This is a genomic window from Corynebacterium sp. MSK032 (assembly GCF_030232065.1).
Classification (GTDB): domain Bacteria; phylum Actinomycetota; class Actinomycetes; order Mycobacteriales; family Mycobacteriaceae; genus Corynebacterium; species Corynebacterium jeikeium_D.
Genome location: NZ_JASPJR010000006.1, coordinates 59,030 through 76,450, shown reverse-complemented (window position 1 = coordinate 76,450; position 17,421 = coordinate 59,030). Strand labels below are relative to the sequence as shown.

Here is a 17,421-nt window from a genome sequence, read left to right as displayed (position 1 = left end):
TTTAATCCCTTCAACACAATTTTCACCCTAGAGAGAAGATAACGGGCATGTTAAGTTAGTTCCCAGACCTCGTAATGCAACTGTTATCTTTTTCGTTACAGGGCGACCTCACGCATGACACGAAAGGAGTACCTACCATGGTGAAGAAGGCTTTTGGAGCTCTTCTGCTTGCAGCCCTTCCCCTGAGCGCTTCGCTCGTAGGCTGCTCCGATAGCAATGCCGCCAAGGGTGCAAATCCGGAAAACGCCGGCTCTCAGTCGGAAATGGAGACCTCTGCTCCACTGCCTCCAGTTCCTAGTGATGCCGAGCTGCAGCAGACCACTGAACCGAATTCAGATTCCTCGCTGACTGAGACGAACGACAGTCTAGTATCTCGTCCGACCACGTCATCGAGCACCGAGATCGTTGAGGATCCGTACCTGCCACCGCAGGCGTACATCCCCCCGACTTCCACAAGCTCAAGTGCGACAACTCCGACGTCGACGACATCGACACCTCCGACGACCACGGAGACCACAGAGCCCACCTCTGACGACGTTTCTTCGCCGACGCCCAGCAAGCCGGTGCCACTGCTACCGGAAGATAACTCGGAAAAGCCGAACGACAGTCTTCCGGAAGGCGATGGTGGTGCAGCAGCTGAGCCGAAGCCGCCTTCATCGCAGGCGCAGTCCCAGTCGGGTACGCAAACCACAACTCCGTCCGAGACTCCTCAGAAGACTCCTTCGAAGGAGCCGACATCCCCGAAGGAGCCGACACCTCCGAAGGACCAGACCCCTTCGACGGAGAAGGACACCACTGGCGGCAATGGGGCTAGCAATAGCAAGATTTCCCCAATCCCGGAAAAGCCGAAGGACTCCGGATTCCTGGGAAATCTCTTCGATAACGACGAGGACTAACCCACCCGCGGGACGGTCGCGACAAAGACGGTTGCCCCGTCTTGGCGCGCAGTCAGCTCAATATCGACTGCGTCGACAGCCGGAACCCAGGCCGCATGGCCGCTGGGAACCTCAACCACGGAGTCGTCGTGACGCAACGCCACCGTGCCCGCTGTAGACAACACAACCGTGGCGGATTCTTCGTCGAGCAGAACATGTTCGCCCGGCTCCAGATCCCGCGAACGAAGGCGAAACTCGCGCACCGGCGCGTCATAGTCATTCCAGCCATCATCGGTCAGCCGCGACTGCAGCACCGGATCTGGCAGCGGTCGGAAAGAGAGCACGCGCAGTAGCTCCACGACATCGACGTGCTTAGAGGTCAGCCCTCCGCGCAGCACGTTGTCGGAGTTGGCCATGATTTCCACGCCCATGCCATTGAGGTAAGCATGCAGCTGTCCAGCACCAAGGTAGATGGCTTCGCCCGGCTGTAAGCGAAGGCGATTAAGCAGCATCGACCCCAGGACTCCCGGGTCCCCCGGATACTTTCGAGCCAATTCGCAAGTGGTCTCGGCTACTCGCGAGAACTCCTCGTCATCGCCACTGTAATCCGCGCACTTGGCAGCCACGGCCTCGACCAGCTCATCGAGGACATCCTGGGGCAACGTCAACCACGTTGTAAACAATGCCCGCAGAGCACTCTCGTCATCGGCGGCATCGAGCAGTCCCATGTAATGGTCGAGCTCCGGTACCGCCAGCGTCGCGAGCAACTCCTTCGTGCGCTCCACCGGGCGGAATCCGGCCAACGCGTCGAAGGTAGTCAGGGCGACAATAAGTTCCGGCTTGTGGTTGTTGTCCCGGTAATTTCGGAAATGTGCAGTGGCCGGAATGCCCTCCGCATTTTCGCGTGCAAATCCCTCCTGAGCTTCTGCCAAGGTGGGGTGTGCCTGCAGCGATAACGGCTCATCGGCTGCGAGCAGCTTCAACAGGAACGGCAGCCTGCCGTTGTCGGTGTCAATTGCATATCCGAGCGCAGCTGCCGGATCCTGCGCAATGAGCTCATCCAGCGGCGTGCCGGCCACCGTGGCCGATGCCAGTGCATGCGCACCAAACCACAGTTCCGCCCAGGGCTTCGATGTGGGAGCGTCCGCACCGGTGATTCTCGCCAAATGTGTACGAGACCCCCAGGGGTACGACTGCAGCACGGGGTCCAACAGCTCCATGCCCGTATCACTCCTCTAATAGTCACTTCTGGCGCGAGCACGCCAATCTCACCGAAGGCCCAAAAGCCTTCGGTGACACCCGGCGATTACGCAGAAAACGCCGCAATCGCACCAACTCTGGCTGCAGCAACACATACTTCAACCAATGGATGATGAGTCTCCGCATCGAGCGCAGGGCACTCCACACGAGCCCATCCAACCTCGCCGTAGTGGTCCCGGTAGTGGCCCACATTGTTCGGCGCAGCTAAAACAATCGCCCCCAACGGTAGCACTGTCGCCCCTTCATCCCCACCATCAATAAACGGGTCATAGAAAATATCGCGGCTTTCCTGGGGTTCTGCAGCGAGCAACGCGCCCACACTAAGAGACAATTCGCTTATCGACGACGCTGCCGAGACCACGCCTGCCTCAAGCATCTGTAACGATGCCAGTTCCGCTACCGGCGCCAGCGCCGAGGTCGTCGACACTGCAAGCATTCTGCGGCCTGCCACCCACTGCGCTACCTGCCGCGCGGGGTTAACTGTTTCATCTCGCTGCGGAGCACAGGCGGCAATATCGGCGTCCACCGCATCAGCGACTTCCTCCACTACCCCGGCCGGAGCCAGGGTGGTGGCACCGCATTCGGTGAGCGCGCTGGCGATGGCACCGACATAGGCGGTAAAGGACGCGGACTCCGCCATCGCCGGGCGCGGAACCACAACCGTATCGGGGCTACCGGCGGCACGCAGTGGCCCTTCACCGGGATCCACCACGACCGTGGCAGCACCTCGCCTATCAGCTTCAGCCAGAGCTGCCCCCAGTGGGCTGCCGGGGTTGTCGTCACAGACGATGACCAAGTCGAGGGCACCGACATAACTGGGCAACTGATGCGCAATTACCACCGGACAGCGGATATCGTCGGCAAGCGCGCGCACGGATTCGGCAGCGAGCTGCGCCCGACGATTTCCCACGAGGATGACCGCACTGCGCGGCAGTGAAAGTTGAGCAAACGCACCCCCGCGAGTCGCGGAAGCAGCAGCTCTGAGACCTGCACCGGCAGTGGCCATACGATAGAACAGGGCCTCTTGGCGCGGGTTATGGGAGGAGTCGAATGACGAGGTCATACTCCCAAGCATGCCTGAAAACGGGCGCGTGGGGTTGATTAACCGCGGATGATGCCGAGAACTTCGTCGACAAGAGCGTCGACCTCAGCACGCGTCGGAGCCTCGACGTTCAGACGCAGCAGCGGCTCCGTATTGGAGGCCCGGACGTTGAACCACGCCTTGGAGTCCGCCAGCTCAATGGTCAGGCCATCCATCCAGTCCGAGGACTCCGTGCGATCGGCAAACGCGGCCTCGATTTCCTTCTGCTTGGCCTGCTGCTCCTCGGCACTACCCAGGCGGGAGTTAATCTCACCGGAGGCCTCGTAGCGGTTGTACTCGGCCATGAATTCACTCAGCGGCTTATCCTGCTCGGCCAGTGCGGCCAGGACATGCATGGCAGCCAGCATGCCGGAGTCTGCGTTGAAGAATTCCTTGAAGTAGTAGTGCGCTGAATGCTCGCCACCAAAAACAGCACTGTGCTCGGCCATTTGCGCCTTAATAAAGGAGTGCCCAACACGGGTACGAACCGGGGTTCCGCCGTTTTCCACAATCATCTCCGGCACGACGTGCGATGTGATCAGGTTATGGATGATAGCCGCACCCGGGTTCTGCTCCAGGTAGCGGGTGGTCACCAACGCACAGATGGCCGATGGGCTGACCGGGTTGCCCTTCTCGTCGACGACGAAGCAGCGGTCAGCGTCGCCATCGAAGGCAATACCGATGTCTGCGCCCTGCTCCACCGTAAACTTCTGTAGGTCAACGAGGTTGGCGGGCTCCAATGGATTGGCCTCGTGATTCGGGAAGTTGCCGTCGAGCTCAAAGTAGAGATCAGCAACATCCATGTCTTCTCCGAGCACTGCCGGAACTGTCAGTCCCCCCATACCGTTACCGGCATCGACTGCAACCTTCAGGCGACGGCCGGAGCGAATGTCGACCAGTCCATGGAGGAACGCCGCGTAATCCTGCAGAACATCCTCACGATCAATTTCGCCCGGAGTGCCGGTGTACTCCGGAATTCCGTCGACAAGCAGGTCCTTAATCTGAGCAAGCCCTGTCTCCTGCCCGATTGGGCGGGCCAGCGAACGGCACATCTTGATGCCGTTGTATTCAGCTGGGTTGTGGCTGGCAGTGAACATCGCGCCCGGGCATTCCCTTACTCCGGAGGCGAAATACAGCTCGTCCGTAGAGGTCAGGCCGAGCAGGGTGACATTGAGCCCCTGCGCTGCCGCGCCATCGGCGAAACTAGCCGCCAACTCCGGCGAGGACTCACGCATATCGTGGCCAACTACGACACGCGTTGCGCCCTCTGAACGCATGATGTGCCCAAAGGCGGCGCCGATGGCTCCGACGAGGTCCGCGTCGATGCCCTCACCGACAACACCGCGCACGTCATAGGCCTTGATGACGGCATCCAAATCGGAACGATTGTAAGTGCCCACGAAAAACCTCTCTGGGTAAGTATCAGTTTTGTGAAAAATGATACTAGCCCCAGAGAGGCTCTCACAAAGAAATGCCGCGGCAAGATGGCATGAGCTGGGGCACGGCGCCCGACCCGTTAGTCGTCCGAATCCTCCGGATCGCGAACTACATGCAGGTGACCGCGCGCGGATTTCCGCGTCGACGGGTGACGGCTGGAATCAATCTTGTAGGTCTGAGGACGGTTGTCGACCTCATCCCGCAGCACCAGGCCAGTCGCGTTGCGGCCAGCTTCACGGACGGCTTCCGCCAATGCGGTCAAATCATCATCGTCCTGGGCGGGCGTCGGCACGTCGTAACGCACGAGCTCCCAACCCAGCGGTGCGGTGATGGAACGCGCGTGCTTCTCACAGAGATCCCAGCTATGCGGTTCGGACGCGGCGGCGAGCGGCCCCACCACAGCCGTCGACTCCGCGTAGGCATACGTCAACGTAGCTACGGCAGGTTTGCCACAGCCGGGCCGGCAACAACGTCTAAAAACACTCACGGCATCAAAGTCTAGACCCTAACTTTAAGTTTCGATAGTTTTTCTCCCACTCCGGGCGTTTTTCGCTTTCCGACGCTCCCCGGGGCACCCCAGCCTTACCCAGCAAACCCGCGACATGGCCGAAAGTTGACCTCACCCACGTTGACAGGCCGACCGATTATGCTCAACAAATATGAATTCATCGGCTTATACTCCGCGCTCTTTGCGACGCTCACTGCGACGCGGTCGCGGACCTCGGGGACCTCTGCTGCCGCCGGAAGTACCTCGTTGGAAGAGCCGTTCAGAAGCTTTTGACCAGGCGGTTATTGACGCCTATGCCCCATTGGATCAGCGCTGGTCCCGACAACTGTCGCACCTGGACATCGCCATCGACACGATTCCTCGCATGCAGTTGCGCCCGGACATGTACTTCCCGGAAGAGATTGTCGCTGATGGACCTGTTCCGCTGGGACGACTTATCCCTGCTGGCATTGACCGCGTAGGCAACCCCACCCGCCCCTGCGTAGTAGTGTTCCGCCGCCCCATTGAGCGCCGTGTCTCGGGCCGAGTGGAACTGGACCAGATGCTGCAATATGTACTGATCCGCCTGGTGGCGGTATATCTGGGCATTGATCCGGTTGAGGTGGACCCTAGTTTCGACGAGAACTTCCTGTAGAAAGCTCTCTTCTAAGGAGCTCCCTAGAGACCGGGTTAATAGACAAACAGTGTGTGATTCTCAAGATAGTAACTGGTCAGGCCCCATAAATTACCGGCTGCACGCGTGAATACGGGCTGCAAATGTGAAACTGTGCAAGTTTATGACACTTTCAGGCCATTTTTCGGGCGATTTTTGTCATAAACGCAGTCAGTAACTCGCATTAAGAACTAAGCGACAAAAGGGCCCACCCAGCGACATGCTGAGCGGACATATTTTCGTCTATTAACCCTAGAGAGCAGGAAAAACTCCTTCACCGAAAAATCCCCCAGGGTATTACCCAAGGGGAAACTGCGAGGTCGAGCGAGGGATAAAATGCAGACCCGGCTGCCCTAGCCAATCTGCCGCTTCAAACGGCGGCGCTCACGCTCAGAGAGGCCACCCCAAATGCCGAAGCGCTCATCATGCTCGAGAGCAAACTCCAGGCATTCATCTCGCACACCACAAGCACGACAAATACGCTTTGCTTCGCGAGTGGACCCACCCTTCTCAGGGAAGAAAGCTTCTGGATCGGTCTGGGCACACAGAGCTTGCTCCTGCCAGTCCTGATCGACGGCTTCAAACAACCCCGAAAGGTCATCTGCCCACTCTGTCAACGGCCGAGGCTGGTTTTCAGAGGAGCTATCATTCACAGCGATGTCACCCGCATTCGTCTCACTATCCACAGCAGAGCCGCCATCAAACATGCTGGACTTTTCCATGCCGAGGGCCTCCTGATGGTTGTTGCTGCGGGTCTTTAAATTGGGCTTAGTGTGCGAAACACACATTTGTGATTACACACGTGTAACCCACCATCGGTCAAGCCGAATAGAGAATTTGCCCCAATACTTTTCATTGCCCCTGAAGCCCCTCCCCCCGCGTTGGGGATTAAGTTCAGGTTGAAGGATGGCCCCCGGACTCTAAACCTGCCACCTGAACTCAATCACATTCGCCACATGCCTCTCACCAGCACCTTTGGCGACACTTCGGCAATTCTAATCAGATATTGCCGACAAAAGTCTGACACGCCGAAGGCTGCAGACTAGACATCCGTCGAAAAACGTACTCCGTGATCGGGGATCTGGACACCCGGCCACACACGGATACCGTTGATCAATTCACAGCGCGCACCAACGACGGCACCCTCGCCGATAATGGCATCACTGATGACCGTCCGCGGGCCAATATCGGCGCCATCGGCAATCACAGAGCGCTCAATCACAGCACCGGCACCGATGCGTGCGCCGTCGAAGATCACCGATTGATCAATCCGAGCTCCCGCACCAATCTCCGCCCCACGTCCGACGACAGAGCCACCGTAGAGAAGAGCGCCGCCACCGACCGACGCTGATTCGTCGACAAGCGCTTCGCCGTGCTTACCCTCTAGTAGCGGTGACGGCGCGATACCGCGGACCAAATCGGAGGAGCCGCGGACGAAGTCACCCGGAGTCCCCATGTCACGCCAGTAGGCGTAATCAACGTGACCGTAGACGTTCATACCGCGGTCAAGCAGCGCTGGGAAGATTTCACGCTCAACGCTAATAGGACGACCAGCCGGAATCGATTCGATAATCTCGCGGCGGAACACGTAGATACCGGCATTAATCTGATCGGTTGGCGGATCCTGGGTCTTCTCCAGGAACTCCAGGACGCGCCCATCCTCATCGGTCGGGACACAGCCGAACGCGCGTGGATCCGGCACACGTACGAGGTGCATCGTGACGTCCGCATCCTTCTCCGCGTGAGTACCCAACACCGCACGCAAGTCGGTACCGCCGAGGACATCGCCGTTGAAAATCATCGCGGTGTCATAGCGCAGCTTGTCTAGGACGTTTCGGATACCGCCACCGGTACCCAGCGGCTCAGCTTCAAAGACATATTCAATTTCGAGACCCAAATCCGAACCATCGCCGAAGTGTTCTTCAAATACTTCAGCTCGGTAGGAGGTACCCAATACCACGTGCTTCATACCTGCTGCACGAATGCGGCCAAGCAGGTGCTCCAGGAATGGATGCCCTGCCGTGGGCAGCATCGGCTTCGGCGTATTCACAGTAAGGGGGCGCAAACGCGTACCTTGCCCGCCGACCAGAATGACAGCGTCAGTCTGTTCAGCCAACGTGGCTCCCGCCTGCTGTGCAGCATCCGCTCCCGGCTGGAAGGCGGAGCCATTCCCAGCACTCGGACGAACTTCGGTAGTCATGAAATCGGTAACTTTCTTCGATGGATTATTCCAACAGTTAATTAATTCCTACGCTTTTTGACCGCGATTATGACTTTGCCACGCAGGAACAGCCCCAAACGCAATGCCAGTCGCACAGGTGCCAGCGCCGGCCCCGGCAGGCGATCTGACATAAAACGGTATGCCGACTCGTGATGGGCCTTTACAGTAATTTCTGGGTGCTTACTGGCAGAATGCCCCTGCGCGTGACGAATCTCTGCACGAGGACAGAAAATATTCCTCCAACCAGCCTTGCCCAGTCGGTCGCCCAAATCCACGTCCTCCATGTACATGAAGTAGCGGGTATCAAAGCCATCAATCTGGTCGAACGCATCCCATCGCAGCAGCAGGCATGCGCCCGACAACCAGCCGGCCGGTCGCTGGCGATCCATATCCGCGTCATCCCGATAGCGCCGTGAGAAAGGGTTAGTAGGCCAGATGTCGGCGAGCAGCGCGTGTCCGATACCGCTGACAAGCTCAGGAACCGCGCGTGCCGACGGGTACACGCTGCCATCCGCCTCGCGAATCAGCGGACCAATCGCTCCGGCTTTGGGATTGCGCTGCGCGCATTCCAACAGAACATCGATTGCGCCAGGGGCAAACACCACGTCAGGGTTGACCAGCATGACGTAGTCAGGATTAATCTCACCGGCACGGCGAGCCCGTCCCAGCTCCGCAATGCCACGGTTGGCGGCCGCGCCATAGCCAATGTTGCCGCCGGTGCGCAGAAGCTGAACATCCGCTCCGGTCTCCTTAGCCCGAGCTTCTTCCTTCTCCACGGAACCATCCGTCGAGCCGTTGTCGGCCATGATCAGACGCGTGGAGGCACTGGCGGCGGAGCCCAGCGAATCCACCAGCTTGCTCAGGTGCTCACCGGGCGAAAAGGTCACGGTGACCACACCGAGCGGAAGCTGCGAGGGTTGCGGGGAATTCGAGGTTTCAATCACAAACCTAGACCCTAGGTCAGGACTGCCCGCAAAGTGTCCTGCCACTCCGGAAGTGAATGTAGACCTACCTCACTCCATGCGGAACCATCCAACACGGACCAGGCCGGACGCGGGGCCGGACGAGGGAACTCACTGCTGGTACACGCCACCACACGCTGTGGATCGTGACCGATGAGCCGAAACACTTCGCGAGCCACTTCGAACCATGTTGACTCACCGCTGCCCGTGACATGGAAGGTGCCGGTCGGTGCGCTGCTCGGTTCGGACAACACGCGATCGCACAACTCCCAGATAGCTCCGGCGAGGTCACCAACAAAGGTGGGGTTGCCGTGCTGATCGTCAACGACCTTAATAATTGCCGGATTGCCCTTGTCATCAGTCGCCGTCTCCGCCAGACGCATCATCGTGGAGACGAAGTCCTTGGCCTCTGGCTGTGTGGGGCCCGACCAGACCCACGCCGTACGCAAAATAGCGGAACGCGCGCCCGAATCACGCACATTGTTCTCCCCCACTAACTTGGTACGTCCATACATAGTCTGAGGTGCGGTGAAATCATCAACTCGCAGCGCTCGGCGCTGCCCCGTCATCTCATCGATTGCTACATCACCGAAGACATAGTCGGTGGAGATGTGAATGAGATACGCGTCTTCCTTTTTCGCCCGAGCCGCCAAGTACTTCGGTCCGAGTGCATTGATTAGGTGTGCCGAACCGGGATCGGATTCTGCACCATCGACATCGGTCGCCGCTGCCGCGTTAATGATGATGTCGACGTCGTCAAGCAGAGGCGTTGCCTCCACAGCAGCCGAATCAGTGATATCCAACTGTGCCCGCGTAAGAGCGAGCACCTCAACATCGGCGGCGAAAGAATCACACTGAAGCGCAGTACCCAGCTGTCCCGCCGCGCCAGTTATGGCGACAATGGGACGCCGCGAGTTGCTGTGGGTTGGTCCAGGAGTGGCGAAATGCGAGACTGAAATTTCGGACATATTCTTCTTTATCACTATCGTAGATACGATTGACACTGTGTTGAGGTGTAACCGCACACGGTTGGACGGTTAAGGTTTATGTAGTTTCCGCAGCTGCTTACTGCGCTCCACGATGTGTGGAATGCCCACGCAGACATGCAGCACAAATTATATTTTCGAAAAACGGTTTAAGAGGAGCCCCGGTTTGAGCAGCCACACGCCACGCGCGCGTCACGCACGCGATATTCAAGCGCCACCGTCCTCTGCAGAGAGTACAGCCCAAGCTTGGCCGCCGATGCTACGCAATGCGCTTGTGCTGCTCTCAGCCATTATCCTGGTTATTTCCGCAGTTGGCTGGTGGACACTTGGTAGAACCACCGACAACTTGGGTTCGGGTGGCGACTTCGGTCTGGGCAGTGAGAAGGACGGTGCAACCGATATTCTGCTCGTCGGCTCCGACTCTCGCACCGATGCCCAGGGCAACCCGCTGACTCCGGAAGAAGTTGAGCTTCTGCGTGCCGGCGACGAAGAAGCCACGAATACAGACACGATTATTGTGATTCGTGTTCCTGCCGATGGTTCTTCAGCGACGGCAATTTCCATTCCGCGCGATACCTATGTCCACACCAATCGCCTAGGCAACACAAAGATTAATGGTGTCTACGGCAACACAAAGCAAATGGTGGAAGAGGAACTCGCAGGAAGCGGGGCCTCGCCGGAAGACATTGAGCGTCGCTCGACCGAGGCCGGACGTAGAGCTCTGATTGAAACCATTAGCGACCTCAGCGGTATCACCGTTGACCACTACGCAGAAGTTGGCCTGCTCGGCTTCGTCCTGCTCACCGATGCCATCGGCGGTGTCGATGTATGTCTGAATGAGGCTGTCTACGACGAGTTCTCGGGTGCAGATTTCCCAGCGGGCTCACAGACATTGAAGGGCGCCGACGCGCTCTCATTCGTCCGCCAGCGCCATGGTCTGCCCCGCGGTGACCTCGACCGAATTACTCGCCAGCAGGTCTTCATGGCCTCGTTCACCAATAAGCTGCTCGGCGCTGGCACGCTGTCTAATCCCGCGAAGCTGTCTGAACTGGGCAACGCCGTCCAGCGTTCGGTGGTGCTCGACGACAACTGGGATGTCACCGGATTTGCCACCCAGATGCAGGGCCTCAGTGGTGGCAACGTGAAGTTTGAAACTATCCCGGTGACCTCGATTGACGGTGTCGGTGACTATGGCGAGTCGGTGGTCACAATCGATAAGGGCCAGGTTCACAAGTACTTCGAGACCCTGCTGGGCACCAAGGAAGAAAAAGCTCCGGCGAAGGAAGAAGACGAAAAGAAGGCTGACCCCAACGCGGCTGAAACTACGGTCAGCGTTTACAACGCCACAGGCATTGAAGGTTTGGCCAGCGGCGTCTCAGGCTTCTTAACGGAAAAGGGCTACACCCAGGGCGAGGTCGGCAACGCTGAGTTCGCCGGCGTTGCCTCCAGCCAGATCAATGCGGCTGACCCAGAGGATCCGGCAGCGCAGGCCATCTCTGAGGCACTCGGTGGCGTACCGATTGTCCACGATCCATACCTCGATCCGCACCACATCTCAGTGACAATTGCCGGTGACTACGAAGGCCCGGGATTGACATCAGAGGGAATGGCCGCTGATTCGGGCGACGGTGCCGAACCCGCGCCTGAAGTCGAAGATGGTTCCAATGGCGATGTCATCGGCCAGGAAGGCGGGGCAATTCCGCAGGAAGATCGCCCCGCTATCGACGCCGCCGGCGTGACCTGCGTGAACTAGGCCCGTCCCTTCGGGGAGACCTCAGCGACATGTTCGATGAGGTTATATTCCTCAATTGCGGCCAAGGCCTCCTTGGCCTCCTGTTCGTCCAGCACGTTCATGATGAACCCGTTCTGGACGAACACCCAATCACCTGCCACCAGCTCAGGCACGTACATTGCCGAGCATTGCCGCTTCTGCCCCGCCATATCCACCGTCGCCATCGGCAATGGACCATCGGCGATTGCCAAAACCCGGGCAGGAATTCCAAGACACATCGTGTTACTTCGTCCTCTCCACTACAGTCGGGGCGTCCGCCGAACCAGGGCTATCCGTTGTTATATTGTCCGCAGGTGCACCGGCATGTTCCTGCATCGTGAATGTCATCACTCCCGCAGGTGCCGAACTACACGGTAGGCACGGATCAGCGGCCCAAATCGACTTCTCGACCCCCGCAGTCTCCCCGCCACCGCACAGCTGCTCGGTAAGCATACGCGTCAGCCAGGGTTCATTCTGCGCAGTCGGTGTCATAATCTGACAATCCGTAATGATGCCGTCAGCTCCTGCCGTATAACGATGCACTAACAGCCCACGTGGCCCGTCAATCATCCCGACACCGCTGCGAGGTTCTTCAAAGTCAGCATTCTCAATCGCCGTCGCAGCATTCGGATTGCACACATGGTCGCCGAGCAGCTCCCCGTCGGCAAGCACCCGCTTCGCCCAGGCCACGGTGTCGGCGAGAAGCTGGCGTTGGGCGTCGCGTGGGCTGATTCCACGCTTATCGACGACAACCTGCCTGGAGACCGGCCCCACCCGGTAAAAATCTGCCCGCTGACCTTCACAACCATCCTTGCCCAGCTCCTTCGAGGCATCAAACACCGGCCTGGGAGCGGCATCGCCCGGACGGGATTCCCGAACACGTGTAGGCCAATCAGCAGCCGGGAAAATCTGCGCTGCGGTATCGGTGTCGTGCCGCGCGACTGCCAGGTAATTTCCCAGCGGAGCAAGTTCACCGTCAGCGTCGACGACTGCGACGTCGAGACCGTCAAAAGTATCCGTCCAAGCACCAGAAGCATCGGGGGCGGCAAGAAGCTCCACTTCCTTGATTACCGCCGTCTCAGCCAGCGCCTCCAGAGCACTTTCGGCCTCAGAAACAAGCGTCTTATCCACTGCCGCGCGCACACCGCCGGGGACGGCGACATCCGGGAAGTGCGACGGTGCCCCCGCTGCACGCATCAGAGCTTTTCCCGCACGCTTCATTGCCCGCGCCCCCTCGCGGTCGGCGGCCACAAACTTGGTCGCTAGATTATCCAAGGTCGACCCGGCCGCCAGCAGCTCTCGAATCAACTGTGCGGTGCGGGGAATATCGGAAATCCCGTAGAGGTCCTCCACCGCCCGTACACCTGCAAGATGATGCACAACCGGGCACAGGCCACACAGCCGCTTGGTGATATCTGGCACATCTAATGCCTGCTTGCCCACGAGCATCCCGTCGATACGCGGCAGCCCTGAAAGGTCGAAGGACACCTGTGTGATGGCGCCGTTGTCATCGCGATAGACATCCAGTCGTGCCTCGAATGGGTCAACAAGCTCATCGAGCTGGATGTGCTGGGTAACCGGAACGGATTTGGATGACATGGTCCGCCTGCGCCTCCTTCGCGCTGAGTGCTTCGCCATAATGGTATCTGTGCATGAGCTTGGATTGTTGACCAGCGTGGTGGAAAAGATTGCCGAGGTCTGCCCGGGACGTACCGTGACAAAGGTGTCAATGCGTGTGGGCGACCGCTCCGGGGTCGTCTACGATTCCCTCATCGCCGCATGGCCTGTGGCCAGTGCCGCGACGCAGTGTGAGGGCGCCGAGTTAGATGCCGAGCTCATTGTCTCGACGGTCTACTGCCCCACCTGCGAGGCTGAGCATGAAATTGATGAATTCTATGCTCTAACCTGCCCTGTCTGCGGCACCCCAACTGCGGATTTGCGGCACGGCCGCGAGTTTGAAATCTCCAGTATTGAGGTCAGCGCTGAGGGCGAGGGTTAGACGTCACTGTCGCGCTCGTCGGCAAGCCAGCTGTCGATGAGCTCGCGCGCAACCTCAGTCGCCTCCTCAATGCCGCCAAGTGCCGTGTTGCTGAGCCCCACCACCATGTCAGCCGACTCGTAGACCACTCCCACTACACCGACGCGCTCAGGCTCCTGCCCCAGCAGGCGCGCCGCTGTGAGCAAATCCAGCAAGCCGACCTGATGCGCGGACAGCTTTGCCGCCAATAGTCTAGGGATCTGGTCACCGACGAGCTTGACGACGGTACCGGGATCCCCCGGACCAGCGAGAGCGTCGAGCAACAATAGGTTCTTGGCCTCCTGCACGATGGGCAGCAACTCCATACCGCAGGTGCCACCATCGATGTAGGCAACCGCACCCGTCCATTCGTCCCCTCGCCCGGCGAGGTTCGCAGGATCATCGAGGTTGGAGGGCGACCAGACCAGATGCGCAGAATCCCCGGCCTGCGTTGTCTGCCCCATGCCTGCAGATTCCAGTTCTGGGGCAAGGCGCCTCAGCAGCTCGAGACCAATGCCGTCGTCGCCCATGACGGGGTTGCCGATGCCAAGAACCGTCACCAACGGAGTGCCAGCATCAGCACCGGTGACTGCGTCGGACACCTTATCGTTACCCAATGATCTCCTATCCAATGCGTGGAGAGTCAACCGGTTGCGTGCCGCGCGGTAGCCAGACAGAGCCACCAATCATCGAGGACAGACCACCGTGGTTGTGCACCGCATCGGAGCGGATGACCAAGTAGACGTGAATGATGGCGAAGAGCCAAATCAGGTACATGATGATTGTGTGAATCAGGCGGAAGTAGCCGATGCCAATCCAGTGCGTCGGCATAGCCAGCAGCTGGAAGAACCAGTTGGACTGATCCATCATCGCGTATAGCGACAAACCTGTGAGCATCTGAATGAAACACATCGCATAAATGCCGGTGTACGCCAGCTGCTGCAGCGGATTGTGAGCGAAGTAGAACGGCCCTTCCTTGCGCAGGAAGAGGTAGTACTGCATCGTGTGCCAGAGGTCTTTAACATCCTGCTTGTTATGAATCGGCCATAGCGCACGCCATCGTGTTTGTCGGTCGTGGGTAACAAACAGCAGAATGACACGCCATAGCCCCACCGCGATCCATAGGAATCCGGCTAAGAAGTGCGCGAAACGGACATATCCCATCGCGAATCCCGCGGCCGAGCCGTCATAGGTGCGCTCAGTCAAATAGGGCTGCATGATGTACCAGCCAGTAAAGGTCATCACCAACATCAGCGCCAGGTTCAACCAATGTTGAACGCGCAGCGCCCATCCCCACAGGTGAACCTCGACCCACGAACCGGAGCCCTTCTTGTTCTCCGCAATGGCCTCGTCGAGTTTCCGCAGCCCCATTGCCACGAATCCTTCGAAGATGAACTCTCCGATGATATTTCCGTCTTTGTCAATGGGCGCAAGCGCGACGCCCATGCTGCGGTGCCCGCGACCATGATGCATGTTCGCGTTACGACGAAGTAGAACGCCTTCCTCACGGGACATCGTGGATGCCTCAACGACCGCATTCAATTCACCGCGCATGATGGCGACATCGACCGTTTGATCCGCAATGTTGAGGCCGTGCACCTTGGCAATGGAGTAACGGCGGTCAGGCGTCGCCGGGTCGTAGGAATCCGGGGTCAGTTTCATCAGTGGCGTGCCGTCGAGGTGGAAAAGATCGTCACGACGACGACGCAAGCTGACCTTTAGCGCAAGGTCGACAGGATCGCGGGAGTCGTCCGGGACAATTGCTGCGGCCTGAATGACCTCGGATGGCGACAACCAGTGGCTGGTGTGTGCGTCAATAACCGCAATAACCAGGGGGTTGCCCTTGGAATCTTTTAGTCGCAGTTCCGGATTTTCACTCACTGGGGGTGTCATGCCGTCGTCACCTTAAACATTTCCTGACCAGCCGGATCCAAAATGTGGACTGCGCAGGCCATACATGGATCGAAGGAATGAATCGTGCGAAGTGGTTCAAGCGGCTGCTCGGGATCAACCAGCGGATGTGTGCCATCGCCAGCCAGCGCGTGCTCGTATGGGCCAAGCTGCCCCTTCGGGTCACGGCCACCGGCCAGCCACGTGGTGGGAACCACGGCTTGGTAGTTGGTCACCTTGCCATTTTCAATTTTGACCCAGTGGCTGAGCATGCCACGAGCGACCTCGAGGAAACCCACGCCCTGGCACTTTTCCGGCCACGTGGTCGGCTCCCAACGGCTGTTGTCGAAGACATCGATGTCGCCGTTCTTCAGGGCCTCAACGAACTCCGGGAAAATATGATCTGCCAAGTAATTGGCGGTGGTCACCGACTCCACAGCGCGTGCGTAGGTGCGTCCCGCAGTGGAGTTCATCTGCTCAATGCGCAGGTCGAGCTTATCCATGACCTCGTCGACCAGGCGCATTGTCTCCGGCTCCTTCTGCAGGTACGCCAACAGCACACGAGCAACCGGGCCCACTTGAACAGCGCGACCGTCGTAACGCGGCGCCTTCGACCAGGTGTACTTTTCATTGTCCGACAGCCACTCATACGGCGGCTTCGGGCCGGTATAGTTCACAGTTGTCTCGCCGTCGTACGGCTTCAGGCCGACATCATCGCCGGCTTCCTGCGTGTACCAGGCGGAGTTGATGAATTCCTCGATCTTTTCCGGCTGGAATGGGTGGAGCTTGGTGTAGTCACCGTCGAGAATGACACCGGGCTTGATGTCTGGATGCACGGTCTGGACACGGGACTTAGCCGGGTCGCCGGAGTAAGTGGCGCCGGCCATGCCTATCGCCAGGAAGCTGTCGGAGGAGCGACCGATGTCGAAGTAGTCCTTGTAAACGCTCATGATGGCGACTGCATCTGGGTAGAAGCAGTCATTGACGAACTCCACGATCTCGTCGATCCAGGACTTTATCTGATCAATGCCGACTTGGTTGACCGTCTCAGAGCGTTCCGGGTCGATGGAGCACGCCATGCCTCCGACCAGGAAGTTCGGGTGTGGATTCTTACCGCCGAAGACGGTGTTAATGCGGATGATAGAGCGCTGGAAAGCCAAGGCGTCGAGGTAGTGCGACACTGCCATCAGGTTGGCCTCAGGTGGCAAGCGGTAGTCCTCATGTCCCCAGTAGCCGCCGGTGAAGATGGACAGCTGGCCGGAGTCCACAATGCCCTGCACGGTCTCCTTGACCCGGGCGAAGGTTTCTTCGTTGTTGCCCTTCCACGTCGAGCCGATCGACTGCGCGAACTCAACGGTCTTCTTCGGATCTGCCTCGAGAGCCTTCGTGACATCAATCCAGTCCAGACCGTGAAGGTGGTAGAAGTGAACGACGTGGTCGTGAATCTCCTGCGAGCCAATCACCAGGTCGCGAATACGACGTGCCTGCGGGGGCGGTGTCGAGCCAATGGCATCTTCGACAGCGGCAATGGACGCCACCGAGTGAGTACCCGTGCACACACCACAGATACGACCAACGAATGCCCAGACATCGCGAGGATCGCGGTTTTTCACAATGGTTTCGATACCGCGGAACTGAGTAGTCTCACTCCACGCGGTTTTGATCTGGTCTCCCTCGCGCTCCAGCTCAATGCGAAGGTGTCCCTCGATTCGGGTAATCGGGTCGATTACAACTTTTTCCGTAGCCATGTCCTATGCCCCC

General features: G+C 58.8%; 17 protein-coding genes. 4 read left to right on the top strand and 13 right to left on the bottom strand.

Annotated elements, in window-relative coordinates; translation table 11 throughout:
- Positions 1-137 precede the first annotated feature (137 nt).
- Positions 138-896, top strand: coding sequence for a hypothetical protein (locus tag QP995_RS04920; RefSeq protein WP_069359452.1), 759 nt, complete (start codon positions 138-140; stop codon positions 894-896).
- On the opposite strand, the gene manA is transcribed toward QP995_RS04920, so the two are convergent.
- The 4 genes from manA to QP995_RS04900 all read right to left on the bottom strand — a co-directional run bounded on the left by manA (position 893) and on the right by QP995_RS04900 (position 5,140).
- On the bottom strand, positions 893-2,095 hold the full coding sequence (gene manA, locus QP995_RS04915) for a mannose-6-phosphate isomerase, class I (protein WP_049172794.1): 1,203 nt from the start codon (positions 2,093-2,095) through the stop codon (positions 893-895). The two genes, QP995_RS04920 and manA, sit on opposite strands and share 4 nt — an antisense overlap.
- Positions 2,096-2,181: 86 nt before the next feature.
- Positions 2,182-3,198 carry a hypothetical protein gene (locus QP995_RS04910; RefSeq protein WP_049172792.1) on the bottom strand — a complete coding sequence of 339 codons (1,017 nt, stop codon included), beginning with the start codon at positions 3,196-3,198 and terminating at the stop codon, positions 2,182-2,184.
- A 38-nt stretch (positions 3,199-3,236) separates the two neighbouring features.
- Positions 3,237-4,616, bottom strand: coding sequence for a phosphomannomutase/phosphoglucomutase (locus QP995_RS04905; protein WP_083295704.1), 1,380 nt, complete (start codon positions 4,614-4,616; stop codon positions 3,237-3,239).
- A 116-nt stretch (positions 4,617-4,732) separates the two neighbouring features.
- On the bottom strand, positions 4,733-5,140 hold the full coding sequence (locus tag QP995_RS04900; RefSeq protein ID WP_005509890.1) for a DUF3499 domain-containing protein: 408 nt from the start codon (positions 5,138-5,140) through the stop codon (positions 4,733-4,735).
- 172 nt (positions 5,141-5,312) lie between these two features.
- Here QP995_RS04900 and QP995_RS04895 point away from each other — a divergent pair, with 172 nt between their 5' ends.
- Complete coding sequence (locus QP995_RS04895; RefSeq protein ID WP_070439494.1) at positions 5,313-5,795, top strand: metallopeptidase family protein; 483 nt, start codon at positions 5,313-5,315, stop codon at positions 5,793-5,795.
- A 371-nt stretch (positions 5,796-6,166) separates the two neighbouring features.
- Here the strand turns inward: QP995_RS04895 and QP995_RS04890 are convergent, their stop codons facing one another.
- The 4 genes from QP995_RS04890 to rfbD form a co-directional block, all read right to left on the bottom strand.
- Complete coding sequence (locus QP995_RS04890; protein WP_005510060.1) at positions 6,167-6,535, bottom strand: WhiB family transcriptional regulator; 369 nt, start codon at positions 6,533-6,535, stop codon at positions 6,167-6,169.
- A 320-nt stretch (positions 6,536-6,855) separates the two neighbouring features.
- Positions 6,856-8,013, bottom strand: coding sequence for a mannose-1-phosphate guanylyltransferase (gene manB, locus QP995_RS04885; protein ID WP_049191147.1), 1,158 nt, complete (start codon positions 8,011-8,013; stop codon positions 6,856-6,858).
- A gap of 41 nt (positions 8,014-8,054) precedes the next feature.
- Positions 8,055-8,978 (bottom strand): glycosyltransferase family 2 protein, encoded by a 924-nt coding sequence (locus QP995_RS04880; protein ID WP_284852977.1) that lies wholly within the window; start codon positions 8,976-8,978, stop codon positions 8,055-8,057.
- 11 nt (positions 8,979-8,989) lie between these two features.
- Positions 8,990-9,964 (bottom strand): dTDP-4-dehydrorhamnose reductase, encoded by a 975-nt coding sequence (gene rfbD / locus QP995_RS04875; RefSeq protein ID WP_284852976.1) that lies wholly within the window; start codon positions 9,962-9,964, stop codon positions 8,990-8,992.
- A 184-nt stretch (positions 9,965-10,148) separates the two neighbouring features.
- On the opposite strand from rfbD, the gene QP995_RS04870 reads away from it, so the two are divergent.
- Positions 10,149-11,735 carry an LCP family protein gene (locus tag QP995_RS04870; RefSeq protein ID WP_048731647.1) on the top strand — a complete coding sequence of 529 codons (1,587 nt, stop codon included), beginning with the start codon at positions 10,149-10,151 and terminating at the stop codon, positions 11,733-11,735.
- Here QP995_RS04870 and QP995_RS04865 read toward each other — a convergent pair.
- A complete protein-coding gene (locus QP995_RS04865) occupies positions 11,732-11,992 on the bottom strand; it encodes a HypC/HybG/HupF family hydrogenase formation chaperone (RefSeq protein WP_016422191.1) in 261 nt (86 codons plus the stop codon). The two genes, QP995_RS04870 and QP995_RS04865, sit on opposite strands and share 4 nt — an antisense overlap.
- A gap of 4 nt (positions 11,993-11,996) precedes the next feature.
- Positions 11,997-13,352, bottom strand: coding sequence for a nickel-dependent hydrogenase large subunit (locus tag QP995_RS04860; protein WP_070862615.1), 1,356 nt, complete (start codon positions 13,350-13,352; stop codon positions 11,997-11,999).
- A 40-nt stretch (positions 13,353-13,392) separates the two neighbouring features.
- On the opposite strand from QP995_RS04860, the gene QP995_RS04855 reads away from it, so the two are divergent.
- Positions 13,393-13,752 (top strand): hydrogenase maturation nickel metallochaperone HypA/HybF, encoded by a 360-nt coding sequence (locus QP995_RS04855; RefSeq protein WP_172954599.1) that lies wholly within the window; start codon positions 13,393-13,395, stop codon positions 13,750-13,752.
- Here the strand turns inward: QP995_RS04855 and QP995_RS04850 are convergent.
- From QP995_RS04850 to QP995_RS04840, 3 genes are all read right to left on the bottom strand, one after another.
- Complete coding sequence (locus tag QP995_RS04850) at positions 13,749-14,333, bottom strand: hydrogenase maturation protease (RefSeq protein WP_049191165.1); 585 nt, start codon at positions 14,331-14,333, stop codon at positions 13,749-13,751. The two genes, QP995_RS04855 and QP995_RS04850, sit on opposite strands and share 4 nt — an antisense overlap.
- A gap of 61 nt (positions 14,334-14,394) precedes the next feature.
- A complete protein-coding gene (gene cybH / locus QP995_RS04845; protein ID WP_284852975.1) occupies positions 14,395-15,663 on the bottom strand; it encodes a Ni/Fe-hydrogenase, b-type cytochrome subunit in 1,269 nt (422 codons plus the stop codon).
- Positions 15,660-17,408: a nickel-dependent hydrogenase large subunit gene (locus tag QP995_RS04840; protein ID WP_284852974.1), complete on the bottom strand. Its 1,749-nt coding sequence runs from the start codon at positions 17,406-17,408 to the stop codon at positions 15,660-15,662. The genes cybH and QP995_RS04840 overlap by 4 nt, the downstream gene beginning before the upstream one ends.
- Positions 17,409-17,421 lie beyond the last annotated feature (13 nt).